Origin of the sequence: Pseudomonas oryzihabitans, assembly GCF_006384975.1 — a bacterium.
Lineage (GTDB): Bacteria > Pseudomonadota > Gammaproteobacteria > Pseudomonadales > Pseudomonadaceae > Chryseomonas > Chryseomonas psychrotolerans_B.
In genome coordinates, this window is the sequence record NZ_CP021645.1 from 4,619,614 (window position 1) to 4,646,146 (window position 26,533).

Below are 26,533 nucleotides of genomic sequence, written 5' to 3' on the forward strand. Positions count from 1 at the left end.
AGGCTGGCGCAATCCCTTGCGCCTGTCGTGGCAAGGGGGTTGTGGGGAGCGGGGCTACAAGTCGGAGTTCGAAAAGAGGCTGGCCAGCCACTCGGGCGCTACCGGGCGGCTGTGCTGGTCGGGAAAGCCGGAGGCCCGGGGCCAGTCACGCAGATCCAATCGGTAGGCCTGCAGCTCGCGGTATTGCGCGTCGGTCAGGGAGGTAGCACGTGCGGCCTCCAATTCGTCGCGGTGACGGACTACTAGGTAGTCGGTGCCGACGAGACGCTTGTCGCGCCAGGAGCGCTCGGCGGCGGCGCGTTGGTCTTGGCTAGGGGCCGGCGGATCTTGTAGCCGCGGCTGGCCATCCGCGGCGCTGACGATCCGTTGGCCCTGGGTCTGGCCATCGAGCAGCGCCTGGTAGTGCGCTTCGCTCAGGGCGACGGCATCGCTGGGTAACTCGTCTATGACACCTGCATGACAAAAGCCAGCCAGGGAGGGGCTCCAGTAGAGATTCATGATCATTCTCCTATCGCGAAGACGCGGATGAGTCGGCTGCCGTCTATTTCCGAATACAGAAAACCTTCCAAGCTGTTGCGGCTGCCGCCTTCGACGGTGAGGCAGACTTTGCTCGGTGTGCACCCGCTGCCCAGGACCGCGAATTTTTGCAGGCACTGGGTCGGGAAGGTGGTAGGCAGGGTGACCTGCCAGGCAACGATCTGGCCGGCGCTGTGGCTCACTGAAAACTCGGCCCATTGCAGGATCTGGCCACTTATTAACCGCGTGAAGCCATTGGGTGAGTTCAGCTTGGTGAAGAGCGCCAGGCGGCCAACCTCGATGTTGTCGATGCGCAAGACTAGGTTCGAGGAGGAATTCTCGGTACCGCCCTCGGCGAAGAGACCGGTGTCGCCATCGGCACCGAAGGTGTAACCCGATTGGTAGGAGGCATCCAGCGCCGCTGGAGCACCCTTGGGAACGCGTAAGCCACAGTAGGCCTGCAACGGCCCCTTGAGACTGCCTTCCAGCAGCACCTTGCCACCCGCCACCAGTTTCAAGCGATCCTCAGCGTTGCTGAAGAGGCCGGTATCGGCATCGAAGACGAAGCCTCCGGTATTGGTGTCGCCGACCTTGCCGCGCAGCGGCCCTTCCATTTGGCCACCGGCGAGCGGCAGCTTGGTGGCGTCCTGGACGGTGATATCGGAGCTACCGTCGAAGGCCACGCCATTGATCTTGCGCCAGGTAGCCAGGCGGGCGGCTAGGGTGGCAATGCGGCTGCCATCGAGCAGACCGTCCAAGCGCGTCTTGAGCCAGCGGGTGCGGTTGGCCAACTGGTTGGCTTGGCGGTTGGAGATGCCGTCCGCACCGCCGACCACCGGGTCGCTTTTCTCGATCTGGTAGATCCCGTCTTCATACTGGTTCTGTTCGGTGAGATTGGCCATCAGGCGACTCCGTAGGTGAAGCTTCCGTCGTAGTGGAAGGTGCCGCTGTGGTCATTGAGCGCGGCGGTGAAGTTGAGGGACAGCAGTTCGCAGCGCGCCGGGGCGACGTCGGCCAGGGTGCTGCGGATCAGCGACGCCTGGGCGATGCTGATGGGTTGCCGGACGTACAGCCGGTATTGGGCCCAATGCTCGGCATGGCTGTGGAAGCGCTCGCCGTCGTAGGCGTAGCGGGCGTCGTAATGACCGCCCTGGGCGCCTTCGAGCAGGGTGAAGTCCTGGTTACCGAGCAGGTTGGCCAGCGCCCGACGCACCGCGCCGCGAGTACCCTTGTGGCGATGGATGCGCACCGAGTCGGCAATGACCTGACGCTTCTTGTCCTCGCCCCAGTTGGCATCCCAGTCGTCCACCGAGACGGCCCAGGCCAGCCAGGGCAGCAGGCCGGCCGGGCACCGCCAGGGATTCCAGAGATCGCGCAAGGGCACCGGCAGCGCCGCGAGGTCGGCGCCGGCCGCGGCCAGGGCCTTCTCGAGGCGGGTGCGGTTGGGTGGCAGCAGCGACTCAGGCGTCATCGAGGATCTCCGTGGTCAGGCTGATGGCACTGCAATAGGCAGCCTGATCGGCGGTTACCGCGAGGTCGTTGGCCGGGCTGACCAGGCGCACGTTATGCACGCCGCTCTGGTGTAGGGCGGCGAACAGGCCGGAGCGGGTGATGTCCTTGCCCAAGGCATGGCGCTCGGCGACATAGGCCTGGGCCTTGGCCAGGGCGTTTTGCCGGACCACGGTCAGTTCGGGGCCAGGGTAGAGCTGCAGGGTGGCCTTAACCTCGTAGGTAAGGACCGTGGCGGCACCGACCTCGACGGTGTCGCACAGCGGGCGCACGTCTTCATCGTTGAGGGTGGTCGCCACCTGGGCCAGCAGGGCGGAGTCGGGGGTGCCATCGCCCGTGGCCGCGAGCACCACCACCCGTACCGTGCCCTGGACTGGCCGCAGGATGGCGACGTCCTTGACCTGGGGCGTGGCGGACAGGGCGTGGTAGCGATAGGCGTTGCGCGAGCCGGCGGTGGTGAAGCCCTCCAACGCCAGCTGGGTACGCTGGCGCAGGCGCTCGTCGCTTTCATAGACGGCTGCGCGTGGCGGCTTGGCAGTGAGATCGGCTGGCGTCACCAGCGCCCGCGTGACCCCGTACCAGGCAGCCAGGTTTTCCAGGTCGCTGCCGGTCGCATAGGCCAGCAGCGTAGCCTTGGCGCCTTCGTTGATGCGCTGGCGCAGCAGCAGTTCGCGATAGGTGCTCTCCTCGAGCAGCTTGGTCAGCGGCTCGGATTCCAAGGCCAGCCGGGCGGCCAGCGCCTCTTGCTCGGCCACCGGCCAGAGGGCGAGCAGGCGCGCCTTGCGTTGGGCCAGCAGCGTCTCGAAGTCGAGGGGCTCGACGACGGTGGGTGAGGGGAGTTGCGAGAGATCGATCATGGGTGGACTCCGCGAGGATGAGGCGGGCGGGAGAAGCCGGGCGTGCGCGCTCTATGTTCCGGAACGCGACTGGAGCGAAGTCGAGAAGGGCGACGCCCAGAACGGGACGGGCGCCGGAGCGTTGCGGGAGCGGCCATGGAGGAAAGCGCCGGGAAAAGGATGACGCTGCACAGGCTGGCGGACCCGGCGAGCCGGGTCATGGGGTGGGGGTTGTGGTGGGGGGCGCTACAAGATTGCGTTCAGAGTCGAAGCCCAGCGGACAGCCTCGGCCAGTTGCCCCGGGCTGTAGCGGTGTGGCTGCTCCAGCCCTAGAGCCTGGGCGCAGAACTCCGAGCAGAACCAGCGCGACCGGCTCTGGAAGCCGGTCGGCAGGATCTGGCTGCCGAGGATGCCGAGCCAGTCGTAACCGGCGCCGACTTCCTGCTCGAGCAACTGTTCGACGTGGGTCGGCTGGAGCCAGGGCAGGGGCAGGAAGTCCCAGACCGCTGGGTCTGGCTCGATGACCTTGGCGCGGACACCGCCGTCCCTGGGGAGCTGGAGATGAAGCGGCCATCCGGCAGCACCAGCTCACAGTGGGAATAGGGGCTGCGCGTCCAGGTGCGGATGAGCCGGTCGAAGGTGTCGCCAGGGGCCTTGTAGAACCCCAGGCGCATCACTGCGGCGCCGTCCAGGTGATGGCCTTGATCTCGGCAAGAGTCGTGGCCTTGGCCAACTGCTGTTCCAGAGCGATCTTGCGGGCAATGCAGGCATTGATGGCATTCTTGCCGTCGGTGCCTACCTGCTGGATCTGGGGAGCGGTGTGGGGGCGGTAGGCCCAGGTGCCGGTGGCGTCCTGGCACCAGAACGGTGTGGTCCAATCCTCGGCCAGGCCGGGAATGAGGGAGGCCAGCACGGACGCCTGCAGATTGCTCTGGTCGGTCAGCTTGGCCGGGTAGCGGTGTTCTGAACCCAGGGCCGCTGAGACGAAGCCTTCAAGGATGGTGGCGTCGCAGGCTCCGGCGATCACCGCTCGGATCACATCCTTGTCGTGCTGAGGGTCGTAAATACTTGGGTCGCCCGAGTCGCTCCAAACGACAGATTGGCCCTTGAACGCCTCGTACTGTTCTGGGCTGATCTCGACAGCGTCTTCCGGGATCTGCGCGTGTAATTGGCTGAGATAGAGCCCGCGGGTTGAGCGAGAAACGAAGTATTTCATGGGGCCTCCTTATCGGCCGATGGTGAGCCAGCCGACGGATGTGCCGCCATCTGAGTTGGAGACGGCAAAGGTTGCCTGGGTCAACGGGTTCGGGGACGTAGTTCTGCGAACCGAATCTGTTGCGCCGTTCGTGTCGTTGTAGATGGTCCCCCATACGCCGTAGCAAGCATTAGGGAAGGCGATTGGATACGTCGCCACCACCCAGTTCACATTCGCGGCTCTGATCGAGCCCCATTGCAAAATGAAGCCGCCCAGCCAGGTGGGAAGAGCGATACAGCCGACCGTCCCGAAGCTAACTATGAAGCCGGTCCGCAGCTTCTTCGGGGTAACGGTGGTGGCATCGTCGGTACCCGAATTCACCTGCGCTTGAGTGGCCAGCTTGGTCCAGCCGAAGCTGGTTTCGCTGGCTTGCCTCATCGCCGCACTCCACCAGTTGGCGAGTTTTTTCGGAGTGATGAAGCGGGTGTCGTCGGTTGCCGCGGAGATGTCCACTTCCGTCGCGATCTTGGCTGTGCCCCGAACTGCTTCGCTCGCCTGTTGAGTCGCCATGTCGACGTATTGCCGGGTGGCCAGGATCACGCTGGGATCGATCTTCAATTCCACGGAGCTGGTGCTGCTGACGACCAGGATCATGCGCAGCACCTGGGTCCGGCCAGAGCCCTCGGCCAGTTGCGGCTTGTAGCTGGGCGGGGTATTGGCCACGGCGATCAGGTTGCCGTCGCTGTCGTACAGGCCCATCTCGCGGATCCAGTTGCCGCCGGTGGCCTCGGGGATGACCAGTTCGGCGATGATCTGGCTGCCGTTGTTGGGATCGACAATCAGGGTGTTGAGGCCGGCGCGATACCACTCGCCGGCCAGGGCCGTCTGGGTGCGGGTGGGCGTGGGCACGGCGCCACCGCCATCGCCGACCGCCATCTTGGCGATCTTCAGGGTGGTGTTGAGCGCCGCGGCGTTGGCCAGCTTGGCCTCGCCGATGGCCGTGAGGATCGCGTAGTAGGTCTGGCTCATGGATAGATGCTCAGGGTATCGAGGGTGTGGGTGCTGCCGGCGCCGAGCAGGGCCTGGCCGCTGACGACGATGGCGTCGGGCTGATAGGCGTAGACGCTGAGGATCTCGCCCTGGTAGGTCGCGAGGCCGACGCTTGCGGCACCGCGGGTTTCCAGGCTGATGGCCAGGCCGACCAGATGCCGGCCGACTGGGCGGGCGTCGTCGATCAGCAGGCTCATGGCGTCATACATGGTCTCGGTGATGCCGCTGTCGAGTACACCGACGTCCAGGCGGAAGGTGCCCGGGATGCCGGTCGGACTCTCCTGCCACCATTCATGAACGCGGATCAGATAGCCCAGGGGTTCCACCACCCGGCGCAGGGCGCCGATGGTGCCCTTGTGGGCATGGACGAAGTAGGCGGACTTGATGACCTGCCGCTTGGTGGCCTCGCTCCAGCCGCTGTCCCAGCGATCCACCGAGCGGGCCCAGGCCAGGTAGGGCAATAGTTCTTCGGGGCAACGGTCGGGGTCGGCCAGGTCGCGCAGCGGGACGGGCACCTCGCCGATGCCGGCCAGCGCCTCGGCGGCTAGGCGTTCCAGCGGGGTACTGTTGGGTGGCAGCAGCGTCTTCATGGTCAGGCGCCCAGGGTGACGCTAATGGCGGTGCAGTAGGCCGCCTGGGCTTCGGTCGGGGTCAGGTCCTGCCAGTCCTTGAGCTCGACCCAGGCCACCCCGGCGACGTGCAGCGCGGCATCGATACCGGAGCGCGACACCCGTACGCCGAGGCGGCGCCGCTGGTTGACGTAGGCGGCCAACTGCTGCCGGGCGGTGGCCAGGATGACTTCGCCCTCGGCACCGGTGTTGGCCAGGTGCAGCACGGCTTTGACCTGGTACCTGAGGATCTGCGCCGATTGCACGGTCAGGCGATCGCCCACCGGGCGCACGTCCTCGTCGTTGAGGGCCTGGCTGACGGTGGCCAGCAACTCGGCCGAGGCGCTGCCGTCTCCCTCCAGGCTCTGCACTGTGACGGTTACCACCGCCGGACTGGGGCTGGTGGCGCTGGCGTCGGCGACCTTACCGCTGGCGTTGCGCGCATGCAGGATGTAGGCGTTGCGCGGCCCGGCCACGCTGAGGCCTTCCCAGGCCATCTGCACCCGCTCGCGCAGGGCATCGTCCGTCTCCAGCACGGCCGCGGTGGGCGGTACGGCATTGGGATTGGCAGCGGTCACCACTAGGCGAGTCAGATTCACGCCGGCGGCGATCTGCTCCAGGTCGCTGCCGCGGGCCTTGGCCAGCATGGTGCCCAGCGCCGCCTCGTTGACCCGCTGGCGCAGCAGCAATTCGCGATAGGTGTTTTCCTCGAGCAGCTTGGTCAGCGGCTCGGACTCCAGTGCCAGACGGGCACGCAGGGCGGCTTGCTCGGCCGTGGGCCATAGGCTGACCAGTCTCTCCTTGCGCGCCTGCAGCAGGCTTTCGAAGTCCAGCGGCTCGACCACGCTCGGCGCCGGCAGCTGGCTCAGATCGATAGGGGTAAAGGTGGTCATGACAGGCCCCCCAGAACCAACGGGGCGCGCAGGCTGACGGCCGCGTCGTTGACGGTGCTGTAGCCCTCCAGCTCGATGAAGGCCTGGCCGGGATGATCGCCCTGGACCAGATCGATATGGGTCAGGTTGAGGCGCGGCTCCCAGCGCAGCAGGGCGATCACCGCGACGGCCTTGGCCTGCAGGCCGAGGGCACCGTTGAGCGGCTGGTCGAGCAGGCGGAACAGGTCGCAACCGTAGTCCCGCCGCATCAGGCGGCTGCCGATGGGCGTGGTGAGGATGTCGGTGACCGATTGCTGCAGGTGCTCGAGGTCGCCCAGTGCCTGGCCGGTGTTGCGATTCATGCGGGTGCTCCTGTCTGGCTGCCGCCGCTCTGGACGCCGCCGTGCTTGTGCTTGACCAGGCTGATGCCGGCCGCCACCACGTCCTGGCTGACGGTGACCTGGCCGGTGACCTTCTGGTTGCCGGTCTGGGTGTAGTCGCCCTGGTGGGTGATGGGGCCGACGATGGTGATGCCGCCGGTACTGGTCAGTTGGGTGACACCGCCCTCGGGCAGCACCGCGCTCAGGCGATGGGCCTGGCTGTCGTACTCGATGACGGCGCCGTCGGGGTAGCTGCGTCTGTGCAGGTCGGCGCGGTCGCCATTGGCCGGCAGCAGCTGGCTGAACAGGCCACAGAGGACGATGCCCTGGGTGGTCTGGCCGCTGGGGCTGAGCAGCAGCACCTGCTCGCCGAGGGTCGGCGGGTCCCACTCGCGGCTGCTGCCGGCGCGCAGGGTCAGCCAGGGCAGCCAGCCGGTCAGCAAGTCACCGCTCTGCACGCGGACGCGGGCGGGCCGGGGTTCGGTGAGACTGCCGTGGTCCACCGCGGCGATGGTGCCGAGGCGGATCAGGTTCTCGAGGAGGCGGGACAGCGCAGCGAATTCGTTCATGCCGCCAGCATGGCGCTCGCCCGGGCGCGCCGCAGCTGACGGGCGTTGTCGGCGCGCCGCCGACAACTTCAGGCGGTGCCGATCAGCCGGGCCACGTCCGGGTTGGCGGCCAGGAAGGCCTTGAGCTTGTCGACCGGATCCTCGGCCGCGAAGGCCTTGGGACGATTGACCAGGCGCCAGGCGCTGCCGTCCCAGCGCGGCCACTGGCTGTCCTCCCAGGTGGTGGGCGGCGGCGTTTCCACGCAACGTGCCGGCAGGAGATAGACGCCGGGATCGAGCGGTGAGGCGTCGGCGACGGTCTCGCCCAGGTAGAAGCCGGCGTGGTCGAGCTGGTAGACGAGCTTGTCCATGGGCACTCCTTCAGTACTTGATGATGGCCAGCAGGGCGACGTTGCGTGGGCGGGCTTCGTTGCCGCCGCTGGAATCGATGGTCAGGGCGTGACTGTGGTCGCCGTTGGTGCTGGTGCTGTAGTAGCTGTCGCGGTCGGTGAAGTTGTTACCGCCCGACAGACCGCTGGTGCTGGTCTCGAAGGTGTCGGTGTTCATGTAGGAGTGGGAGTGGGCACCGGCCGTGGCGGTGCGGCCGGCGTGGCTGTGCTCCTGGTTCTGGCTGCCCTGGGCGGTGCCCAGGCCACGGCCCTTGTCGACCCCGCGGCCGTCGTCGAGGCTGCGGATGAATTCACCGCGCAGATCCGGCAGGTTGAAGGTAGTGAAGCCATCGCCCGCGCCATGGAAAGTGCCCAGGGCGGCGAAGAGTTCGCCGTAGGCGGTGCGGGAGATGGCCGCACCATTGGCTTTGAACCAACCGGCCGGCGCGGTGGTGCCAGCGAAGTAGACCACGGTGCCTGCCGGTACCCGGGGAATCAGGCCTTCCACCTCGCTCTTGCTGTAGAGCTCGAGATTGGCGCGGGCTTTGGCCTTGTCCGGTACGTCGGCCAGGTTCTGGGCGCGCAGCAGCGGATCGAAGAAGGTCCCCAGCGGATCGTTCTGCGCCAATGCGATCTTGGTGCCGGCCGCGTAACTCTTGGCGAGGGTCAGGATGGTACTGCTGGTCGCGGTCCATTCCTCGCTCGGCCGGAGCCGGGTACCGGCAACGTAGACCGAGAGGCCGACGGTGGTGGTCTTGGCCAGGTTGACCACGGTCTGATTGGCCGCCAGCGTCTGGATTTCTTCGATGGAGCGCACCACCACGTTCGCCTCGGTGGGGTCGGTCCAGGCATAGGCGCCATCGGCATTGCCCGTCTTGGCCAGTACCTGCCGAGTAGTGCCGCCCGGAATGATCAGCGCCTTGGCGAAGGTATTGAGCACCCAGGTGTGCGAGGCGATCGCCACATTCGGATCGACGGCGACGCTGATGACCGAGGCGTTCGAGACTAGGAATTGCACCCGGATAGTCGCGTCCGAATAGGCGCCCTCCCCCGCGACCGGCTTGTAGGTGTCCGGCAGGTTACCCACCACAAACAGGCTGCCCTGGTCGTCGTAGATGCCAATCTCGCGCATGGTGAAGCCACCGACCGCCGCCGGGATGATCAGCTCAGCCACGAAGGCTCGTGGCTCGTCCGGATCCTGATACACCCGATTGAGCGTCGTGCGGTAGCGCTCGCGAACCAACTGGGTCTGTGTCTCGACTGGGGTTGTTGCGTTGCCGTTGCCGTCGCCAACCGCTGCCTGCAGCAGGTTCACGGGAACGCCCGAGGCCTCGGCCTGGGCCAGGCGCTTGAGGCCGTAGGCCGTGTGGATCGTGTGGAAGTCCATGGTCAGCCCTTGCTGGTGCGCGCCTTGGTGGTCGATTCCACGGGCGGCCAATACTTATCGTCGGTGTAATCCTGCGGTATGGGCTGCAGCTGCTTGAGCGTATTGCCAGCGATGACTAGCAGGCTCTTGCGAGCCACTGCGGCGCGGGCGAAGGCGAGGCAGGTCTGCGCATCCATGGGCACCCGTGAGTTATCCGCAGCGATCCAGAAGAAGTCGAAGCCCGGATCAGCCCAGTGGAGATTGCCGGCCTGGGCGCCGTCCACAGCAATCGCAGCCAGAGCGGTACCGAGGGCGCCAAGAATATTTTCCCGATCACTCTGACTCTCTGTCTGGTAGGTCTTACCATCAAAGATAAAGCCCACGGAAATTCGGCGGTCGCGCTCTTGATCAACCTGATAAGACTCGACGGGCACTACAACTACGGGAGGGGGCGAGAATGTGCTGCCGTCATATAACCAGCCTATGTCAACATCATAATTCTCTGGAAGAACCACCCAGCCTTGCGAATGCGCGAAGTCAAACCCCTGCTCGTCATCAGTGATGGAGGCAATATTGACAACTTTTCCGTCTTCAATTATCGCTGCTGCTCTGCTCATCCCCACCACCATATTCTGACTCTGCCGTTAGCCCCATCGCCGCCCTTGGTGCCGCCATTGCAACCGCCGCCGCCGCCACCTGGAAAGACGCCGTTTTGCCCAGGTGTCGATGCGCTGTTGTTTGCAGCACCGCCGGCGCCTGCATCGCTAGAGGCGCCGCCGGGTGCCGCGCCATAGATGATTGTCCCGGCTTCGTTCCGGGCATAAGCATTGCCGCCCGAACCTCCGCCCTTGATTGAGCTTCCACCGAGCGAGCCGCCGAATGACCACTCTCTGTTGATTGCCGTATACCCATACTGCGCGGCATATGAAATTGTCTGATATGATCCCGCGGCCTGTAACAACGAGCCAAAGGTAGTTGCGCTACCGGACTTTCCTTCTGACGACGAAAATGTTCCTCCCTTGCCGCCGACTCCCGTAACAATGGATACCGATGATGGAATATCGCTCGCCCGGAATAATTTGGCGTTAAAAGCGCCACCATCACCGCCCGCAATCCAATAGCTCGAATTGTTACCTGGTTGGACTACATAACTACCTCCAGCGCCAGCCCCCACCGCTTCGACATAAATAAACTTCGCGCCGTCAGGCTTGTTGAAAGTGCCGGAACTGGTGAATTCTTGATAACCCGACTGCATTGCCAGCAGATCGGCATAACTCTTGGTGACGGCTTCGAGAGCCTGACTGGGAGGCCCCTTGAGAAGGAGGGAGCCGGTCAAGGTGCCCCCTGTCTTGGGCAAGGCTGCATCCGCCGTCGTCTTGATGTTGCCTTGCGCGGTCGCCTGGGCATCGAGATAGGCCTTGAGCGTCACGCTGCCGTGACCAACCAAGGTACTGCCGGTGGTCGCTGCCAGGTCGTTGCGGGTAGCACTGGCCGCCGCAATGGCCGCAGCCAGGCGCGTGACAAGGCTGGGTAGCGTCTCGACCTGCTTACCGTCGATGGTGGTGTAGTAGCCGGCGGAGTTGCCGTTGGTGAAGTCGTTAATCCGCCCCTCGTTACCACGGAAGCGCGTGATTACCTCGGGCAGCGTCATGTCAGCCATTTTTCAGTTCCAGCGCCTGGACCAGGCCTACGTTGGTGATTTGATTCAGCCCGGACTCGGCCTCGACGAAGCTAGGCTCATGGGCCGCGTATTGGGTATCGGAGGGGCGCAGGGTCAGCTCCTGGCCGGCGCGCGCGACGCAAGCTGAATAGGCCCTCGCCTTGGTGGTGGCCCGCAGTTCGATGGTGTCCAGGTGCGACCTGAGGTTCTTGGCGGCCTCGACCACGGCCAGGAAGCGTTCGGCGCTGCTGTTGGGCACGCCGACCTGGTCGACTTCGATCAACAGGCGGAAGGTGCCGGGCTGACCGGGTGGCGTCTGCTGGTACCATTCCTGAACGCGCAGGGGATAACCCAGGGCGGCCAGGGCGTCCTTGATGGCGCCGAAGGTGCCCTTGCTGCGGTGGACCTGGAGGCTGGCGCGGATGGTTTGACGCTTCTGGTTCTCGCTCCAGAGCGGATCCCAGGCGTCCACCGACAGCGCCCAGGCCAGCCAGGGCAACTGCTCGGCCGGAGCGGTGTCCGGGTTCCAGACCGAGCGAGTGGGTACCGGCACCTCGCTGATGGCGCTACCGACCTGGGCCAGGCGCCGTTCCAGGTGCGTGCTGTTGGGTGGCAGCAGGTCACGCATTGGTCGCCCCCGCCACGCTGAGGGTCACCCCGGTCAGGTTGCTGGCCTCGCCGTTGCCGAGGACCAGGCTGGCCGCGGGCCGCTTGAGCTTCACCGATTGGACGCCGGCGCCGTGCAGGGCCTGGTAGAGGCCGGAGATGGCCACGTCGTAGCCGATCTTCTTCACGCTGGCGGCGTAGTCCTCCACCGCCTTGTAGGCGGCGTCGAGTACCACCTTGGCATCAGGGCCGTCGTAGAGGGTCAGTTCGGCCTCGACCTGGTAGTCGACGATGTTCGCCGCCAGCACCGTCACCTTGTCGGTCAGCGGGCGGACCTTCTCGGCATTCAGGGCGGTGCTCACCTTGGCCAGCAGCGCTGGCGAGGCCTGGCCCGAAGGCCGGCGCGACAGCACGTAGACGGTTACCTGGGTCGGCGCCGTGCTGATGGCCTGGATGTCGCGCACGTCGCCATCGGCCGACAGCCCGTGGAAGACGTAGCTGCCCTGGCTGCCGGCGGTGGTGTAGCCCTCGGGCGAGAGCTGGATGCGGGCGCGGAAATCGTCGTCGGACTCGTAGACGGCGGCGGTGGGTGGGACGGCATTGGGATTGGCGGATTGCAGCAGTAGCCGGGTCACGCCGAAGTTGGCGCCGAGCTGGTCCAGGTCGCTGCCGCGGGCGAAGGCCAGCATCACGCCGCGGGTGGCGTCGTTGACGCGCTGGCGCAGGATGAGTTCGCGATAGGCGTTCTCCTGCAGGATCTTGGTCACCGGATCGGATTCCAGCGCCAGGCGAGTACGGATGGCCGCTTGCTCGGCAGCGGGATAGAGGCCGATCAGACGCGTCTTGCGTTCGGCGAGCAGGGATTCGTAGTCCAGTGCCTCGATGATGGTCGGCGCTGGCAACTGGCTGAGATCTATGGGACTGAAGGTGTCGACCATGGCGGGTTGCTCCAGGCAAGCGGCCGCCACGTTCGGTGGTCTGCCGGTGGATCAGCGGGCGTGGCTTGGCGAGATTGTCTGCAAGCTCTCGGTACCAGCCAGCATGGCGGGCGCCCGGCCTGGGTGCAGCAGGCCCGGGTTGTGGTGGCCGGGCCGACAAGCAAGGGTGACGAATGTCGCCACCCCAGCAGCTATCACCCTCAGCCCTTACTACGCTTCGGATGTGGCATGGCCAGCGCCACGGCATCGCCAGCTGCGCTGGACCGCCATCCGCTGAGCGCACCATCGGCCGTGGCGAGCTGCCAGGTACCGGCAGCCAGGTAGGGGCTGTAGTGCGGCTCGGCGGGGCGGCTCAGCTGGTAGGAGCCGTCCGCCTGGCGCTGGGTCACGACTCTTTCGGTGAGGGGCAGGAGTAGGGACAGGCCGCTCGTGGTCATCTCGAAGCCGATGCCCTGGGCGGCCTGGTCGAGGCTGACCAGCAGGTCGGACTGATTTTCCCGGACCCAGAGCAGCAGCGCCAGGAGCACCAGGTCGACATCGCCGGCGAAGTCGGTCAGGGTCAGGCGCAACTGGTAGGCGTATTCCCAGGACAGGCTGGTGGCGCCGGTGCAGTGCAGTCGGCCCTGGGTGACGGTGAGGGCCAGGCGGTTGGGGTTGTCGTGCAGTTCCGGGATGCTGGCGAGCAGCTGGGCGCGAAGACTAGCGGGTTTGTTCATGCTGGGCCTGCTGCAGGGTGTAGATCTGGTCGACCTGGGCGGCGCAGTCGGCCCACGCCGCCTCCAGGGTATCGGCGTCGGCGAGCAGTTCGCCGTTACTGCGCGGCGCCGTGGCCGGTAGCTGGCAGGGCGTCACCATGGGACAGCCAGTCACGGTAAGCGCCGGCACCGTCGAGGGTGGGGCGCTGGCGCAGCCGGCGAGCTGCAGCAGGCAGAGGCTGAACAGCCCAGGCCTTGAGATCGCGGTTTTCATCTTCGAGCTCCTGCAACCGGCGCCGGCGAAGATCCAGTTCGCGACGCAGGTCGTGTTGGGTGGTCTGGAGTTGCTGCTGGGCGGCGCGTTGCTGGTCCAGCACCTGCTGCAGTTGGCGCAGTTCGGTCTGGGCCGTGCCGACGGCCTGGCGGGCGCTGTCGCGTTCGGCGCCGACCAGTTGCAGGCGCAATTGCTGGGCATGCAGCAGCAGGCCTAGCAGGACGCAGCCGACCAGCAGCGCCAGGGCGCCGAGCAGGCGTGCCGCCAATAGGTTCATAGCGCTTGCCAGCCGGCGTGGCCGAGCGCCGCGCAATCCAGATGGCGGGGATCGCCGACCACCACGATGGCCTTGACCCCCGGGCTGGCGCGCTGGATGGTCTCGGCCAGGCGTTCGGCGTCTTCCAGGGAAGCGCCAGCCGGCAGGACGAAGACGTCGCCGTCGTAGGCGGGACGCTGCGGGTCGTGGCTCATCGAGCGGACTCCGCGCTGTAGCGGGCGAAGGCGCGCGCCAGCTTGATGTCGTAGATATTGCGGGCATAGCCGGGGCCGTTGTAGCCCCGGGCGAAGTCCGCCCATTTGCCGGCGCGCAGGGCCTGCAGCAGCCCCGGCTGGGCGCGCAGGAAGCGCACGAAGGCCTCCAGTTGCATGGCCGCGCCGCTGCTCATCCGCGCGACGAAGTCCTGGATCCCGGCATAGTCCAAGGTCTGCCAGTGGTAGCCCATGATCTGGAACAGGCCCCAGCTGGCCGACTCCAGGGCCAGGTTCTCGTCGAGCTGGCGGGCGAGGGTGAGCCGTTGCCATTCGCTGGTGCCGTTGCCGTAGCCGCCGGGCTGCGGATTGACCAGGTTGGGATAGTCCCGGGCCAGCAATTCGGCCGTGGCACGACCGCGACGTTCGACCAGGCGAGCGTAGAAAACATGGCGTTCGAAGAGGATCACCGGGCGGCCGTCTTCCAGGAAGCCACTGCCGCGGGATTCGACCTCGGTGACCGCCTGGACGGCCGCCAGGGGGACGACCAGGGTGGTGGCGGCGTTCCGCAGATCGGCGGGGGCCAACTGGCGGGAATCCGCGGCGCCGCCCAGCGCGGCCAGGGTACGCGGACCGGCGAGACCGTCCGCCGGCAGGCCGGCCCGCTGCTGGAAAGCCTGGACGGCGGCCAGGGTCGTCGCGTCGAAGGTGCCGCTGGCGACGAGCGCGAAACCCTGGGCGGCCAGAGCCTGCTGCAGGGCTTGCACCGCCGGGCCCTGGTCGCCCTGGCGCAGGGGCATGGCCGCACTCATTGCAGATCCACCTTGCGGTCGAGGTAGCGATCGGCCAGCTTGCGCACGCCTTCGACACCGAGCAGGCCGATGATCCCGCCGAAGAAGGGCGCCGTGGTGCTGGATAGGCTGAACAATTCGAAGCCGCCACAGGCGCTGACGGTGATCAGGCCGCACAGCGGCGCCTCCAGCAGCATCTGTCGCAAGGTGCCGCCACCGTAGGCGACGCGCAGGGCGGCGACACCCGTGCCGATCAGGCCGGCATAGAAGGAAGGCCAGTGGTCCTGGAACCAGGCGATCAGGAAGGCCCAGGTATCGGGACGGTCGGGCATGTCGGGTTTCTCGCGCATGGGATCAATCCCAGAGGTTCACCGGCTGTTGCACGGCGGTGCCGGCGGTGGCCGTGGCGGGGACGTCTGGCAGGGTGACGGGGGTGCCGATGGGCAGGACCGGGCCGAGTTCGGCCAGACCTGGGTTGTAGTCGAGGGCGGCCTCGGTGACGCCGCGGGTGTAGCCGTAGTGCCGCAGGCAAACGAGATCCAGGGTGTCGCCTTGTTGGGTACGCAGAACGCTGGTCATCAGCGCAGCTCCTCGGGACGCGGCCGGTTCGGGTGGGGGAATGGGCCGGGGAAAGGGGTGGGATCGACGGTGCCGGTGTTCTCGCGGCATCGGGACGAAGGTTTCAGGCATGGTCGAACGACAGCCGCAGCGCGACAACGCGCGGGGGTTGTAGGTCTGAAGGGGACAAGCAGCAGGACGGGTGGCATTGCTGGGTGTAAACCAAAAGATTACACTTTGCCGATGATTAAGACCTTCAAGCACAAGGGCCTGAAAGCCTTCTTCGAGACCGGCAGCACCCGGGGTATCCAGGCAGCCCATGCGAAGCGGCTAAGCCTGGTGCTGGGGGTACTGGATCAGGCCGTGGCGCCTGAGGAGATCGATATGCCCGGGTTTCGCCTGCATCCGCTCAAGGGCAACCTGGCCGGCTATTGGTCACTGTCCATCAGTGGCAACTGGCGGGTGATCTTCCGCTTCGACGGCGTTGACACCGAATTGCTCGACTATCTCGACTACCACTGAACAGGAGGCCCCATGGCCATGCACAACCCCCCGCATCCCGGCGCCGTTCTGGAAACTGTACTCGAGGAAACCCCGATCAAGATCGCCGAGGCCGCCCGTCGGCTGCATTTCAGCCGCGTCTACCTGTCCGGCGTGGTGCACGGTCGCAAGCCGATCCGCGCCGACCTCGCCGTGCGCCTGGAGCGCGCCGGCCTATCCACCGCGCGCTTCTGGCTGTCGATGCAGGCCGCTTATGACCAGTGGCAGGCCGAGCAGGCCGAGCAGCCAGAGGTCGAGCGCATCGCCGCCGCCTGAGCCGTAACGAAAAAGCCCCTGACCGCTCGAGCTGCCAGGGGCTTTTTCATGCCTGGGAATCTTGTAGGAGTAGGGGGTGCACCCACCGTTACCAGCGTTCCGACGCTACATCGGTTTGGGCTGAAGGCCGCGTCTGGCCTGGCTTCCAGACCTTGCCAACGGAGCGTTCCGCCCGCGTTACCGCTACCGTTCTCCAGACGCAAAGCCGCTTGCCAGAAGGGTTCTGAAGAATCTTGGGTAACAGTCCATTTTGTTACCACGGAACCTTGGATAACGGCCAGGGAACAGCCACGACGAACGGCTGAAAGCCAGCTACGCCAAGGCGTACAAAGATTTTCGAGAGGTCAGTAACGGCGGTAACGCCAGCCCCTGGCCCGGCCCTGAAAAGGGGCTGCTGGGAGGGAGGAGGGTTGGTAAAGGTCGGTGCAGCGTTGGACGTCAACTGTCACCAAAACTGTCACCAGCTTGCTTGGTGGCCGGCTCTCACCCTCTGAAAGCCGCATAAAATCTGGAGCGGGCGAAGGGAATCGAACCCTCGTCATGAGCTTGGGAAGCTCAGGTAATGCCATTATACGACGCCCGCGTGGGGTGCTTTGTACCAGAAGCGGGCGCCGGGGTGAAGAGGCGGGAGTCGTCTGGTTGTTTTGCGGTCCAAGAAAACAGAGGCCGCACGCTGCGGTGATCGGGGACCCTGTCCCCCAGAGAAGGAGGGCGCGCATGTCTCGCAACCAGGGCACCATCCAGGGGGTCATTCCTCCCTACATTCTTGGCCGCATCATCGATCATGGCGACGAGCACCAGCGTTCCTGCGCCCTGACCACTCTGAGCCATGTGCAGAGCCTGCTGCACAATCCCGGTCGGCCGGGGGTGCGCCAGGCACCGGTCGGGCCGCTGCCGCGTACCGATGACGCCAGTCCGCAACGCAGCATCTTCGATGCCGGCAACGCCATGCAACTGCCGGGGCGACTGGTGCGCCAGGAGGGGCAGGCGGCGGTCAGCGACGTGGCGGTGGACGAGGCCTACGATTACCTCGGCGCTACCTTCGCCTTCTTCCACGAGGTGTTCGGGCGCAATTCCATCGATGGCCAGGGTCTGCCCCTGGCCGGTACCGTCCATTATGGTCAGGACTACCAGAACGCCTTCTGGAATGGCGAGCAGATGGTGTTCGGCGATGGCGACGGCGAGATTTTCAATCGTTTCACCATCGCCCTGGACGTCATCGCCCATGAACTGGCGCATGGGGTCACCGAGAGCGAGGCGGGATTGGTGTACTTCAACCAGTCCGGGGCGCTGAACGAATCGGTGTCCGATGTCTTCGGCATCCTGGTCAAGCAGTACCAGCTCAAGCAGACCGCCGCCGAGTCGGATTGGATCATTGGCGCCGGGTTGCTTACCGAGCGTATCCAGGGCAAGGGCCTAAGGTCCATGGCCGAGCCCGGTACGGCCTACGACGATCCGACCCTGGGCAAGGATCCCCAGCCCGGCCATATGCGCGACTACATCGAGACCCGTGAAGACAACGGCGGCGTCCACCTCAATTCGGGCATTCCCAACCGGGCCTTCTATCTGGCGGCTGTGGCCCTGGGTGGCTACGCCTGGGAAAAGGCCGGGCCGATCTGGTACGACACCCTTTGTGACAGCCGCCTGGCCAACGATGCGGACTTTCCCGCCTTTGCCCGGTTGACGGTGTCCAATGCCGGTCGGCGCTTCGGAGCGGAGTCGGCTGAGGTACGGGCCGTCGAAGAAGCCTGGGCCGGTGTGGGCGTTACCCTGAGTTAAAGGAGCACGGCGATGCGCGAACTACCCCCGCTGGGCAAGGACACCGTGGTGCGACTCTCGCGACAGGGTGGCTTCGCCCCCCTGCATGCGCTGAGCAAGCCGCGGGAGATCGAATTCGGTCAGTACGACAGCGCCCAGCGCGGGCGCATCTGTTCGGTGCTGGAACGCTGCCTGCCGGAATCCGGCGAGCCGACCCAGGTCGGGCGGGGTGATCAGCGCTATTTCAAGGTGGAGCTGCGTTTCCGACCACAGCCCGCCGAGCAGGAAGACGAGCTGACCCTGCTGATTCCCGAAGACCGAGCGCCCAGTGAGCTGGTGCGCCTCTGGGACAAGGGGTTGGTGGAGTAACCGCTCAGGGTACTGACCAAACCTCGCCTGGCACCGGCGTCCGAAAGTCCGCATCCGCCAGACCATGCAGTGCACGCGCCTGGGCCAGGTCGCGGGGTGGCGCGAATTGCTCTTCATCGCTGAGCGGAAAGGTGCCGAAGTGGATACCGAGGCTGCTGCGCGCTTCCAACACCTGATGGGCGCGCACCGCATCGTCCGGGTTGAGATGGCTGTCTTTCATGAACCACCGCGGTTCATAGGCGCCTATGGGTAGCGCGGCGAAGCGCGGTGCGCCCAGGCGCTCGCGGATCTGGGCGAAATGCGGCCCCCAGCCTGTATCGCCAGCGAAATAGATCGGTCCCGCCGGTGCCTCCAGGACGAAGCCACCCCAGAGCCGGCGATTGGTGTCGAAGCGGCTGCGCGCCGACCAGTGCTGGCCTGGCACCAGATGCAGGCGTATGCCTTCCTTGAGCGGCACGCTCTGCCACCAGTCCAGCTCCTCGACCGTGACGAAGCCGGTCTCGCGACGAATCAGCGCGGCGTTGCCCAGGGGCGTCACTACCGGCGTCAGCGGCGAGCGCTCGGCCAGGCGCCTCAGGGTCGCCAGGTCCAGATGATCGTAGTGGCTGTGGCTGACGAAGATCAGGTCCAGCGGCGGCAGGTCGTCCAGGGCGACGCCGGGAGCGTGATGACGCTTTGGGCCGATAAAGGTGAAGGGGCTGACCCGCTCCGACCACACCGGGTCGGTGAGGATGTTGAGGCCCTCGTGCTGGATCAGCAGGGTGGCATGGTTGACGAAGGTCACCCGCAGCTCGCTACCCTCGACGCGCGGTAGGGGACGCGTCGGCACGGGCGGACCGTCCTGCCAGGTCCACTGCGGACGGGTCCGGGTGAACTGCCACTTGAGCAATGTCCAGAGGCTCTTGTCTTCGCGTGGCGCCAGATTGTAGAAGCGCTCGCCGTCGAAGTGGTCGGAGCGCGGGCCTTCGTAGGCCGATGAGGCACAACCGGCCAAGGTCAGAAGGTGGATCAGCCACAGCGGACGAAAGATGCGCATGGGACCTCGGACGATTAGACTGGACGGCCCAGCTTACCTCCTAGCTATCCATGCCACGAAATCCTCGTTCCGCTGCCGGCCCCCGGCCCCGCCGCCAGGCCAAGGCGCCGCCGGCCGAGCCACGACTCCTGCTGCTCAACAAACCCTTCGATGTACTCACCCAGTTCGCCGACGCCGATGGCCGGGCGACGCTCAAGGCCTTCGTCGCGGTTCCGGGGGTCTATCCTGCCGGCCGCCTGGACCGCGACAGCGAAGGGCTGCTGTTGCTGACCAACGATGGCCAACTGCAGGCGCGCATCGCCGATCCCAAGCACAAGCTACCCAAGACCTATTGGGCGCAGGTCGAAGGCACGCCTACCGAAGAGCAACTGCAGCGCCTGCGGCAGGGCGTGGAGCTCAACGACGGCCCCACCCTGCCAGCCGAGGCGCGGCTATTGGCCGAGCCACCCGTGCTCTGGGAGCGCGATCCGCCAGTGCGTTTTCGCAAGAGCGTGCCCACCGCCTGGGTGGAGTTGACCATTCGCGAAGGGCGTAACCGCCAGGTAAGGCGCATGACGGCCGCCGTCGGCCTGCCTACCTTGCGGCTGGTGCGGGTACGCATTGGTCCCTGGACGCTGGACGACCTGGCGCCGGGGCAATGGCGCGAGGTACCGGCGTCCTTATAGTTGGCTCTCAGTCCTGCCGCTGGCTGGCAGCGTCCTGCAGATCCCGGGCGACGTCCGTCAGCCGTCGGCTGATGTCCTTCAGCGTCTGCGGTTCGAGGGGGCGCTGTGGCTGGCCCGGCTCGGTCAGCAATTGGCTGGCCAGCAGGGCGCTCAGGGCGCCGATCTCGGCTGCCTGGTTGCGCAAGTCATGAGTATGCTGAACGGCGGCGTCGCGCAAGAGGTTGGTGCTGTGGGTCAGGCGGCCCAGTTCGTCATCCCGACCATTGGTCAGGCGCTCGCCGAAACGACCGCGGGCCAGCAGGTCCAGTTGCCGAGCGCAGGCTACCAGGGGATCGACCAACCGGCGTTCCACCAGGCGCACGCCGAGGAACAGCAAGCCAACGCCACAGAGTAGCAGCGCCAGGCCGCCCAACAGGATGTCGCGCTGGGCTTCGGCGCGGATGGTGGCGATCTCGACCTGGGTACGTCCGTGCAGTTCGTAGACCAGCGCGGCGAAGGCGTCGGCGGTGTCCCGGTCGATACCGCGGACCTCGGCATCGCCCGCTTGCGGATTGCGGTCGTGCGCGAGATAGGCCGCATGTCCGGCTCGGTAGCGCTCGCCCAGGCGAGCATGTTGCGCACGTAGCGCCGTCACGCGCAGCTGCAGGTCCGGGCCGAGCGTGGCGGCCAGTTGCTGCAGGCGCTGATCGACCTCTGCTTCGCGGGCCAGGAAGGCCTGCCAGTAGCGCGTGGCGGTCTCCGGATCGCCGCCGCGTAACAGGAAATTCTTCCACTCCTGCACCTGGATCTTGAAGATCAGCTGGGTGTCGTCGATTTCCACCAGCCGCTCCAGCGGGCCTTCGATCAACGCCTGGTAGCGGTGCAGCTCGCGGGATAGCAGGGCGAAGCCGGCCAGGGCGATCAGCAGCATCAGCAGCAGGCTGCCACCGAACAGGAGCAGGCTCTGGCTGCGGAGCGAGCGGGCGAAGAGCATGGGACGTCTCGACGAGAGGGGCAGAGCCGCAGCTTAGGGCGCCCGCGCGCCGAAGACCAGTCTTAGGCCGAGACCAATAGTTGTACGGCAACGGCGAACATCACCAGCGCCACCAGCAGATCGATCAAGCGCCAGACATTCGGACGGGCCAGATAGGGCGCGGCCCAGGCGGCGCCCAGGGCGAGGCCGAAGAACCACAGCATGGAGGCGGTGGCGGCGCCGAACACATAGGCCAGGGGCGCGGCCTGCTGGCTGCCCAGGGAGCCCACCAGCAGCACCGTGTCCAGATAGACGTGGGGGTTGAGCAGGGACACCGCGGCGGCGGCGAGCAGGGCCTGGCGCCGGCTGCGCGGACTCGTGGCGTCCAGCTTGCTCATGGCGGCCGGCCGCCAGGCGCGGCGCAGGGCCTGGACGCCGTACCAGAGCAGGAAGCCCGCGCCACCCCAGCGCAGGACAGCCACCAGCAGCGGGCTGTGCTGGAGCAGCGCGGCCAGGCCCAGGACGCCCGCGGCCACCAGCACCACGTCGCAGGTCAGGCAGAAGGCGGCGATGGCCAGTTGATGCTCGCGCCGCAGCCCCTGGGCCAGCAGGTAGGTGTTCTGGGCGCCCAGCGCCATGATGAGGCTGGCCATGGTCAGCAGGCCGGTGAAGTAGCTGTTCATTACGCGAAGAGGTGCCGTGGTCGTGGAGTGGCTGCCACCTTGCCGGGTTTGCGAGTATAAGAAAAACCAATATTCCTTATGCAGCATTAGCTAAATCGATGATCGACTACAAATTGCTCGAAGCCCTGGCCGTGGTGGTGGAAGAGGGCGGCTTCGAGCGCGCCGCGCGGCGTCTGGGGCTATCGCAATCGGCGGTCTCCCAGCGCATCAAGTTGCTCGAGGCCCGGGTCGGCCAGGCCGTGCTGGTTCGCGAAACGCCGCCCCAGCCCACCGCCCCTGGGTTGCGCCTGCTGCGCCATATCCAGCAGGTACGACTGCTGGAGGCTGATCTGGGCAGCGAGGTACCGGGCCTGGCCGAGGACGCGCCGCAACGGCTGCGCATTGCCCTCAATGCCGACAGCCTGGCGACCTGGTGGGCCGTCGCGGTGGGCCCTTGGGTGACGCAGCAGGCCGTGCTGCTGGATCTGGTGGTGGAAGACCAAGACGTGGTGCTGCGCCGCATGCGCGCGGGCGAGGTGGCGGCCTGTCTTTGCGCCAGTGGCCAACCGCTGGCCGGCGCCCGCGTCAGTACCTTGGGCGCCATGCGCTATCGTGCCCTGGCCAGTCCCGCCTTCTGTGCCCGGCACCTGGCCGAGTTGCCGGATGCCCGCGCCCTGGCACGAGCGCCGGCCATCGTCTTCGGCCCGGACGATCGCTTACAGCACCGCTACCTCGAACAACTCGGCGTCACCCAGCCGTTCGACTACCACCTCTGTCCGTCCGCCGAGGGCTTTCTACAACTGACCCTGAGCGGCATCGGCTGGGGGCTGCTGCCGGACATGCAGAGCGCCGCCGCTCGTGCGAGTGGGGCGCTGGTGGATCTGGCGCCCGGTCATTGGGTGGACGTGCCGCTGTTCTGGCATCACTGGCGCAATGGCGGTACGTCCTTGCAGGCCCTGACCCGGCACCTGGAGCGGACCGCCGGTGACTGGCTGGTGCGCGACTAGCGGCGTAGGCGCGAGGCTTTGGTTACACTGCGCGACCGGTCGCCATTGCCGCGACCGTGGCCTTTTCAGGGAATCCCAGCGACATGCGTATCTTGATCACGGGTGCCAGTGAAGCCCTCGGCGCGGGCCTGGCCTGCGATCTGCTCGACCGCGGCCAATTGGTGCGCGTACACGGCCGTCCCGGCGCGACCCTGGATGCCCTGGTCGAGCGCGGCGCCGAGTATCGCCCGGCCTTGCTCGACCAGCCCGAGCAGGTGGTGGCGCTGTGCGACGACATCGATGCCGTCGCCCACTGCGCCGATGTGGCCGGTGTACCGACCGCCGCGGCTCTCGCCCAGGGCCATGTGCTGATCGAGGCCTGTCTGCAGCAGCGGGTCGCCCAATTCGTCTACGTGTCGTCTGCCCGCGTCTATGAAAGAGGCGGCGAGGCGCTCAAGGAAGACCAGGTGCCGGCCAAGCCGCGCGGCAGCGAGGCCCAGCGGCGCCTGCAACTGGAACGCCTGGCCCTGGCCGCCGGCGAGTTCGGTCCGCAGGTGACGGTGCTGCGTCCGGCCCAGGTGCTCGGCCTGGCCGATCGGGAGTGGGCGCGTTGGCTGCTCGAACGCGCCCGGGCCAAGCAGCTCTGGCGGCGCGGCAATGGCCTCAATCGGTGGGACTTCACCAGCGCGACCAACCTGCGCCAGGCGCTGGTGACGCTACTGCTGGAACAGCCGGCGACGGCCGCCGGCAAGGTGTTCAACATAAGCGACGCCCAGCCGCTGGTGTGCTGGGACGCCATCAACTTCCTGCTGCGCCGCTTCGAGCTGCCGCCCGTGACCGAGGCGAAGGTTCTCGATCCCCGGCAGCTCTATGCCCGGCTACGCACCCCGCGCCACGAATCGCGCTGGACCAAGCTGCTGGACAGCCCTGTCACCCTGGACATCCGCGCCGCTCAGGAGGCCTTCGGTTATCGTCCCGAGGCCAGTTCCTGGGCGGCGCTGGAGGAGTATCGCCCGCGTGGCCGTCAGCCCCGTAGCGGGCCGACGTAGCGATTGGCGGACGCCAGGAATTCACGGCTGACGAAGCCCGATTCCTGGATATCCAGTGTCGGTCGCGGCAATTCAGCGGGCAGTTGCACGCCACTGAGCGCGGCCAGCCGTTCGCCCAGCGCGCGGGTCTCGGCCTCGCTGGAGCGCAAGCTGGCCACCAGCATCCGGGGTATGGCATCGGTCTCTTCGAGGTGGATCGTCAGGCCCTGTTCTTTCCGCAATTGGCGGCGCAGGGCGGTAAGGCAATCGACGTACGCTTTGCTGTATTCCATGCTGACCAACGTCCAGTGATTGAGATGCGTTGTGTGAGGCAAGTCGCATACCAGGAGCTGGATAGCGTCAAGAACGCACCTTTAGCCAGGTAGTGCTGTTCCATTTGCGCCGTGATAGCGCATTGATATCGACGTAGTGTGCGTTTCGGTGCACGATCCCGATACGAAAGCTGCGGTGGGCTACCTCGCGTTGGCTGTCACGACCGCTATACTGGCCGCGATTTTGCCTTTCCTGCCCCTGGTCATAGGTCTGCCATGCGCAACGATCTTCTCGATGAAATGGATAACGTGCCGAGTCTGAAGCCGGAACGTGACGATCGCCCCTTGAGTCGGCGGCCTACCGACGGTGACGACGAACCCTATCGCGAGCCCGTCGGCCATGCCCGCCCGGCCCGACGCGGGCCTTCCACGGCGCCCCTGTGGGTATTGGTCGCCGCCCTTACCCTGGCCTTGGCCGGCGTCGCCTGGTGGAGCCACCAGCAACTGGTGCTGATGCAGGACCAGGTGGTGGCCACCCAGGAAAATTTCGCCCGCATCAGCGAAGACGCCCAGGGGCGGCTGAGGGATATCTCCGGCAAGCTGGTGGAGAGCGAATCTTCAGGCACCACCAGCCGCGAAGCCTTGCTGCTGCAGGTCAAGACGTTGCAGACCAAGGTCGCCGAACTCAGTCGCCAGCAGCAGGGCGTGGCGGATAACCAGCAAGCCCAGGACAATCGCCTGCAAGACCTCACCACCGCGCTGGAGACGGTGCAGAACGGCAGTGGCACGGTGGATAGCCGCTTGAAGGCGTTGGCCGACGAGCAGGCCGCGCTGAAGCACGGCCTGGCCCAGACCGGCACCCTGGCCGAGCAGGTCGCCAATCTGACGGCGCAGAACAAGGCGTTGCAGGCGGACATCGCCGCGCTCAAGAAGCCGAGCGCTCAGAGCCAGTCGCTGGGCGACATCCAGCAGGACCTGCTGGTGCTGCGCAGCGAGCTCGACGCCCGTCCGGTCGGCCCGGACAGCAAGGAATTCGACGCCTTCCGCCTGCAGACCACGAGAAACATCACCACCCTGCAGAGCCAGGTACAGAACCTGCAGCAGCAGATCAGCTCCGTGGCGCGTTGATCGGATCTATCTCGCTGCGCTGCCATTCATGCGGCCAGAGCTCGCCATCGAGTTGGTCGAGCCGGCGCTGCAGCACCTTCTGCTTGAACACCTCCAGGATCTCCACCAGCACCTCGTCCAGGGCGCTGTCCTGGGCGCCGCTGGGCAGACTCTGATCGAAGCCCTGATCGGCCAGCCGGCTGGCCAGGGCGCGGAAATCACGGGTGCGCAGGCTGGCCGCCGCCTCCCGTACCAAGCCGTTGACGATATCGGTGAGCACCCCGTCCAGGGTGTCGGCCAGGCGGTCGCCCATGGGCAGGCGCTTGAGCCGGGCAAGCTCGGGGTTGTCGTCCAGAGCTCGCCCTACCACGTCGCCCACCAGTCGCTCCAGGGTGGCGCGATTTTGTGCGTAGCCCTGTTCCACCAGCGCCTGGATGCGTAGCGCCATGCCATCGATGAGCCGCTGCTTGCGCGGGCGAAGGACGCGGTCGATCACGCTCTGGGAGAAGTCGTCGCGGGTATTCAATTCATCCTGCAACTCGCCGCAGATCTTGATCATCACCCGGTCCGACAGGTCCTCCATGAGCAACTGGTAGTAGTGGTTGAACAGGCGGTAGGGCCGCCAGTGGCGCATGTCGATCAGCCCCAGGCGCTGCAGGCGCAGCAGCAGCGAGATGATGCGCAACGCCCGCAGCAGGCGGAAGCCACCCAGCGGGATACAGCCGAGCACGTCGTACCAATGGATGAAGGGATAGTGATACCAGCGCGCATGACGGCGTTCGACCACCGCCACCAGCCAGCCGAGCAGCACGTCGGCGATGAAGAAGGCGACGAATACCAGGTCGATGCTGGTGAAGTGGGCGTGAATGCGTTCGCCATAGAAGGCGTGAAAGCCTGGCAGCAAGGCGGCCAGGGCGCGATTGAGCGGGCCCAGGGCATAGAGACTGTCGAACAGGATCAGCGCCAGGTTCACGCAGACCAGGATCAGGATGAGGCCGTCCCAGAGCGCGAGCAGGCCCTCGTGGCGGCGCGCGGGTGGTGCCGCAGGCGCGCTCATGGTCGCGCGGCCTGCCAGAGCACCTCGCTCACGCCTTGGCGCCGGGCGACGATGCGCGCCGCGACGAACAGCAGGTCGGACAGGCGATTGAGATAGGGCAAGCCCTGGCCTTCCAACGGCTCCACCGCATGCAGACTACGGCAGCGGCGCTCGGCACTGCGCGCCAGGGTACGGCAGACATGGGCCTGGGCCACGGCGCGGGAGCCGCCAGGCAGGATGAAGTTCTCCAGCGGACCCAGCTCGGCGTTCCAGCCGTCGATGACCTGCTCCAGCCGCTCGATCTCAGCCGCCTGTAGGGCACGGTAGCTGGGCATGGCCAGCTCGCCGCCGAGATCGAACAGCCGGTGCTGGCAGGGCGCCAGGACAGCTCTCACCTCGGCCAGGCGCTCATCGTCAGCCAAGTCGGCGAGCAGCAGGCCCAGGGCGCTGTTGAGTTCGTCCACCGCGCCGATGGCCTCGATGCGCGGATGGTCCTTGGGTACCCGGCTGCCATCGGCGAGGCCGGTGTCGCCGGCGTCGCCCTTGCGGGTGTAGATCTCGGTGAGGCGAAAACCCATGGTGCAGCT

37 protein-coding genes, 1 tRNA gene and 1 pseudogene are annotated in these 26,533 nt (G+C 66.3%); 8 read left to right on the plus strand and 31 right to left on the minus strand.

What is annotated here, in order from left to right; genetic code table 11:
- Positions 1-54: 54 nt before the first annotated feature.
- The 24 genes and pseudogenes from CCZ28_RS20820 to CCZ28_RS20930 all read right to left on the minus strand — a co-directional run bounded on the left by CCZ28_RS20820 (position 55) and on the right by CCZ28_RS20930 (position 15,280).
- Positions 55-498: a phage tail assembly chaperone gene (locus CCZ28_RS20820; RefSeq protein ID WP_140220678.1), complete on the minus strand. Its 444-nt coding sequence runs from the start codon at positions 496-498 to the stop codon at positions 55-57.
- Between the two features lie 2 nt (positions 499-500).
- Complete coding sequence (locus CCZ28_RS24590; RefSeq protein ID WP_205894606.1) at positions 501-1,418, minus strand: hypothetical protein; 918 nt, start codon at positions 1,416-1,418, stop codon at positions 501-503.
- On the minus strand, positions 1,418-1,987 hold the full coding sequence (locus CCZ28_RS20830; RefSeq protein WP_140220679.1) for a phage tail protein I: 570 nt from the start codon (positions 1,985-1,987) through the stop codon (positions 1,418-1,420). Before CCZ28_RS20830 ends, CCZ28_RS24590 begins: the two co-directional genes overlap by 1 nt.
- Entirely contained in the window at positions 1,977-2,882 is a 906-nt protein-coding gene (locus CCZ28_RS20835) for a baseplate assembly protein (RefSeq protein ID WP_140220680.1), read from the minus strand. Before CCZ28_RS20835 ends, CCZ28_RS20830 begins: the two co-directional genes overlap by 11 nt.
- A gap of 225 nt (positions 2,883-3,107) precedes the next feature.
- Positions 3,108-3,314, minus strand: coding sequence for a hypothetical protein (locus CCZ28_RS20840; protein WP_140220681.1), 207 nt, complete (start codon positions 3,312-3,314; stop codon positions 3,108-3,110).
- 220 nt (positions 3,315-3,534) lie between these two features.
- A complete protein-coding gene (locus CCZ28_RS20845) occupies positions 3,535-4,077 on the minus strand; it encodes a DUF4376 domain-containing protein (protein ID WP_140220682.1) in 543 nt (180 codons plus the stop codon).
- A 9-nt stretch (positions 4,078-4,086) separates the two neighbouring features.
- Entirely contained in the window at positions 4,087-5,085 is a 999-nt protein-coding gene (locus CCZ28_RS20850) for a phage tail protein (protein ID WP_140220683.1), read from the minus strand.
- The gene (locus CCZ28_RS20855; protein WP_140220684.1) at positions 5,082-5,696 is read right to left on the minus strand and encodes a phage tail protein I; all 615 of its coding nucleotides are present in this window, start codon (positions 5,694-5,696) and stop codon (positions 5,082-5,084) included. Before CCZ28_RS20855 ends, CCZ28_RS20850 begins: the two co-directional genes overlap by 4 nt.
- Before the next feature lie 2 nt (positions 5,697-5,698).
- Positions 5,699-6,607: a baseplate J/gp47 family protein gene (locus CCZ28_RS20860; protein WP_140220685.1), complete on the minus strand. Its 909-nt coding sequence runs from the start codon at positions 6,605-6,607 to the stop codon at positions 5,699-5,701.
- Positions 6,604-6,948 carry a GPW/gp25 family protein gene (locus CCZ28_RS20865; RefSeq protein ID WP_058763429.1) on the minus strand — a complete coding sequence of 115 codons (345 nt, stop codon included), beginning with the start codon at positions 6,946-6,948 and terminating at the stop codon, positions 6,604-6,606. The genes CCZ28_RS20860 and CCZ28_RS20865 overlap by 4 nt, the downstream gene beginning before the upstream one ends.
- Positions 6,945-7,535: a phage baseplate assembly protein V gene (locus CCZ28_RS20870; protein WP_140220686.1), complete on the minus strand. Its 591-nt coding sequence runs from the start codon at positions 7,533-7,535 to the stop codon at positions 6,945-6,947. The genes CCZ28_RS20865 and CCZ28_RS20870 overlap by 4 nt, the downstream gene beginning before the upstream one ends.
- A gap of 68 nt (positions 7,536-7,603) precedes the next feature.
- Entirely contained in the window at positions 7,604-7,885 is a 282-nt protein-coding gene (locus tag CCZ28_RS20875) for a phage tail protein (protein ID WP_140220687.1), read from the minus strand.
- A gap of 10 nt (positions 7,886-7,895) precedes the next feature.
- Entirely contained in the window at positions 7,896-9,290 is a 1,395-nt protein-coding gene (locus tag CCZ28_RS20880; RefSeq protein ID WP_140220688.1) for a phage tail-collar fiber domain-containing protein, read from the minus strand.
- A gap of 2 nt (positions 9,291-9,292) precedes the next feature.
- Entirely contained in the window at positions 9,293-9,886 is a 594-nt protein-coding gene (locus tag CCZ28_RS20885; protein WP_167509267.1) for a DUF4376 domain-containing protein, read from the minus strand.
- Complete coding sequence (locus CCZ28_RS20890; protein WP_140220690.1) at positions 9,883-10,929, minus strand: hypothetical protein; 1,047 nt, start codon at positions 10,927-10,929, stop codon at positions 9,883-9,885. The genes CCZ28_RS20885 and CCZ28_RS20890 overlap by 4 nt, the downstream gene beginning before the upstream one ends.
- The gene (locus CCZ28_RS20895; protein WP_140220691.1) at positions 10,922-11,557 is read right to left on the minus strand and encodes a phage tail protein I; all 636 of its coding nucleotides are present in this window, start codon (positions 11,555-11,557) and stop codon (positions 10,922-10,924) included. The genes CCZ28_RS20890 and CCZ28_RS20895 overlap by 8 nt, the downstream gene beginning before the upstream one ends.
- Positions 11,550-12,473 (minus strand): baseplate assembly protein, encoded by a 924-nt coding sequence (locus CCZ28_RS20900; RefSeq protein ID WP_140220692.1) that lies wholly within the window; start codon positions 12,471-12,473, stop codon positions 11,550-11,552. The genes CCZ28_RS20895 and CCZ28_RS20900 overlap by 8 nt, the downstream gene beginning before the upstream one ends.
- Before the next feature lie 200 nt (positions 12,474-12,673).
- Positions 12,674-13,189 carry a phage tail protein gene (locus CCZ28_RS20905; protein WP_140220693.1) on the minus strand — a complete coding sequence of 172 codons (516 nt, stop codon included), beginning with the start codon at positions 13,187-13,189 and terminating at the stop codon, positions 12,674-12,676.
- Positions 13,173-13,442: an Rz1-like lysis system protein LysC gene (gene lysC / locus CCZ28_RS24785; protein ID WP_240795187.1), complete on the minus strand. Its 270-nt coding sequence runs from the start codon at positions 13,440-13,442 to the stop codon at positions 13,173-13,175. Before lysC ends, CCZ28_RS20905 begins: the two co-directional genes overlap by 17 nt.
- A pseudogene (locus tag CCZ28_RS20910) lies at positions 13,363-13,719 on the minus strand (Rz-like lysis system protein LysB); the annotation flags it as partial. The gene lysC and the pseudogene CCZ28_RS20910, both read right to left, overlap by 80 nt.
- Complete coding sequence (locus CCZ28_RS20915) at positions 13,716-13,913, minus strand: hypothetical protein (protein ID WP_140220695.1); 198 nt, start codon at positions 13,911-13,913, stop codon at positions 13,716-13,718. The pseudogene CCZ28_RS20910 and the gene CCZ28_RS20915, both read right to left, overlap by 4 nt.
- Positions 13,910-14,710 carry an N-acetylmuramidase domain-containing protein gene (locus CCZ28_RS20920; RefSeq protein ID WP_205894607.1) on the minus strand — a complete coding sequence of 267 codons (801 nt, stop codon included), beginning with the start codon at positions 14,708-14,710 and terminating at the stop codon, positions 13,910-13,912. The genes CCZ28_RS20915 and CCZ28_RS20920 overlap by 4 nt, the downstream gene beginning before the upstream one ends.
- A gap of 8 nt (positions 14,711-14,718) precedes the next feature.
- The gene (locus CCZ28_RS20925) at positions 14,719-15,033 is read right to left on the minus strand and encodes a phage holin, lambda family (RefSeq protein WP_140221406.1); all 315 of its coding nucleotides are present in this window, start codon (positions 15,031-15,033) and stop codon (positions 14,719-14,721) included.
- Positions 15,034-15,055: 22 nt separating this feature from the next.
- Positions 15,056-15,280 carry a tail protein X gene (locus tag CCZ28_RS20930; RefSeq protein ID WP_140220697.1) on the minus strand — a complete coding sequence of 75 codons (225 nt, stop codon included), beginning with the start codon at positions 15,278-15,280 and terminating at the stop codon, positions 15,056-15,058.
- A 222-nt stretch (positions 15,281-15,502) separates the two neighbouring features.
- On the opposite strand from CCZ28_RS20930, the gene CCZ28_RS20935 reads away from it, so the two are divergent.
- Together CCZ28_RS20935 and CCZ28_RS20940 are read left to right on the plus strand one after the other, a co-directional pair.
- Entirely contained in the window at positions 15,503-15,781 is a 279-nt protein-coding gene (locus CCZ28_RS20935; protein ID WP_140220698.1) for a type II toxin-antitoxin system RelE/ParE family toxin, read from the plus strand.
- A gap of 12 nt (positions 15,782-15,793) precedes the next feature.
- Positions 15,794-16,075, plus strand: coding sequence for a HigA family addiction module antitoxin (locus CCZ28_RS20940; protein ID WP_140220699.1), 282 nt, complete (start codon positions 15,794-15,796; stop codon positions 16,073-16,075).
- A gap of 509 nt (positions 16,076-16,584) precedes the next feature.
- Here the strand turns inward: CCZ28_RS20940 and CCZ28_RS20945 are convergent.
- Positions 16,585-16,658, minus strand: a tRNA-Gly gene (locus tag CCZ28_RS20945).
- 134 nt (positions 16,659-16,792) lie between these two features.
- Between CCZ28_RS20945 and CCZ28_RS20950 the strand changes: the two genes are divergently transcribed.
- Both CCZ28_RS20950 and CCZ28_RS20955 read left to right on the plus strand, forming a co-directional pair.
- Positions 16,793-17,854: a M4 family metallopeptidase gene (locus CCZ28_RS20950; RefSeq protein ID WP_140220700.1), complete on the plus strand. Its 1,062-nt coding sequence runs from the start codon at positions 16,793-16,795 to the stop codon at positions 17,852-17,854.
- A gap of 12 nt (positions 17,855-17,866) precedes the next feature.
- Positions 17,867-18,202, plus strand: coding sequence for a protealysin inhibitor emfourin (locus CCZ28_RS20955; protein WP_017640065.1), 336 nt, complete (start codon positions 17,867-17,869; stop codon positions 18,200-18,202).
- A 4-nt stretch (positions 18,203-18,206) separates the two neighbouring features.
- Here CCZ28_RS20955 and CCZ28_RS20960 read toward each other — a convergent pair whose 3' ends face one another.
- Complete coding sequence (locus CCZ28_RS20960) at positions 18,207-19,238, minus strand: MBL fold metallo-hydrolase (RefSeq protein ID WP_140220701.1); 1,032 nt, start codon at positions 19,236-19,238, stop codon at positions 18,207-18,209.
- A gap of 50 nt (positions 19,239-19,288) precedes the next feature.
- Here CCZ28_RS20960 and CCZ28_RS20965 point away from each other — a divergent pair, with 50 nt between their 5' ends.
- Positions 19,289-19,903 (plus strand): pseudouridine synthase, encoded by a 615-nt coding sequence (locus CCZ28_RS20965; RefSeq protein WP_058763453.1) that lies wholly within the window; start codon positions 19,289-19,291, stop codon positions 19,901-19,903.
- A 7-nt stretch (positions 19,904-19,910) separates the two neighbouring features.
- Here the strand turns inward: CCZ28_RS20965 and CCZ28_RS20970 are convergent, their stop codons facing one another.
- Both CCZ28_RS20970 and CCZ28_RS20975 read right to left on the minus strand, forming a co-directional pair.
- Positions 19,911-20,876 (minus strand): HAMP domain-containing protein, encoded by a 966-nt coding sequence (locus CCZ28_RS20970; protein WP_140220702.1) that lies wholly within the window; start codon positions 20,874-20,876, stop codon positions 19,911-19,913.
- A 62-nt stretch (positions 20,877-20,938) separates the two neighbouring features.
- Positions 20,939-21,538: a LysE/ArgO family amino acid transporter gene (locus tag CCZ28_RS20975; RefSeq protein ID WP_140220703.1), complete on the minus strand. Its 600-nt coding sequence runs from the start codon at positions 21,536-21,538 to the stop codon at positions 20,939-20,941.
- A 98-nt stretch (positions 21,539-21,636) separates the two neighbouring features.
- On the opposite strand from CCZ28_RS20975, the gene CCZ28_RS20980 reads away from it, so the two are divergent.
- The gene (locus CCZ28_RS20980) at positions 21,637-22,524 is read left to right on the plus strand and encodes a LysR family transcriptional regulator ArgP (protein WP_140220704.1); all 888 of its coding nucleotides are present in this window, start codon (positions 21,637-21,639) and stop codon (positions 22,522-22,524) included.
- Between the two features lie 83 nt (positions 22,525-22,607).
- Positions 22,608-23,552 carry an NAD-dependent epimerase/dehydratase family protein gene (locus tag CCZ28_RS20985; protein WP_140220705.1) on the plus strand — a complete coding sequence of 315 codons (945 nt, stop codon included), beginning with the start codon at positions 22,608-22,610 and terminating at the stop codon, positions 23,550-23,552.
- Here the strand turns inward: CCZ28_RS20985 and CCZ28_RS20990 are convergent.
- Positions 23,528-23,824 (minus strand): hypothetical protein, encoded by a 297-nt coding sequence (locus tag CCZ28_RS20990; RefSeq protein ID WP_205894608.1) that lies wholly within the window; start codon positions 23,822-23,824, stop codon positions 23,528-23,530. The two genes, CCZ28_RS20985 and CCZ28_RS20990, sit on opposite strands and share 25 nt — an antisense overlap.
- Before the next feature lie 255 nt (positions 23,825-24,079).
- On the opposite strand from CCZ28_RS20990, the gene CCZ28_RS20995 reads away from it, so the two are divergent.
- Positions 24,080-24,931 (plus strand): ATPase, encoded by an 852-nt coding sequence (locus tag CCZ28_RS20995; protein WP_140220706.1) that lies wholly within the window; start codon positions 24,080-24,082, stop codon positions 24,929-24,931.
- Here CCZ28_RS20995 and CCZ28_RS21000 read toward each other — a convergent pair.
- Entirely contained in the window at positions 24,912-25,967 is a 1,056-nt protein-coding gene (locus CCZ28_RS21000; RefSeq protein ID WP_140220707.1) for an ion transporter, read from the minus strand. The two genes, CCZ28_RS20995 and CCZ28_RS21000, sit on opposite strands and share 20 nt — an antisense overlap.
- A complete protein-coding gene (locus CCZ28_RS21005; RefSeq protein ID WP_140220708.1) occupies positions 25,964-26,524 on the minus strand; it encodes a cob(I)yrinic acid a,c-diamide adenosyltransferase in 561 nt (186 codons plus the stop codon). Before CCZ28_RS21005 ends, CCZ28_RS21000 begins: the two co-directional genes overlap by 4 nt.
- Positions 26,525-26,533: the final 9 nt, after the last annotated feature.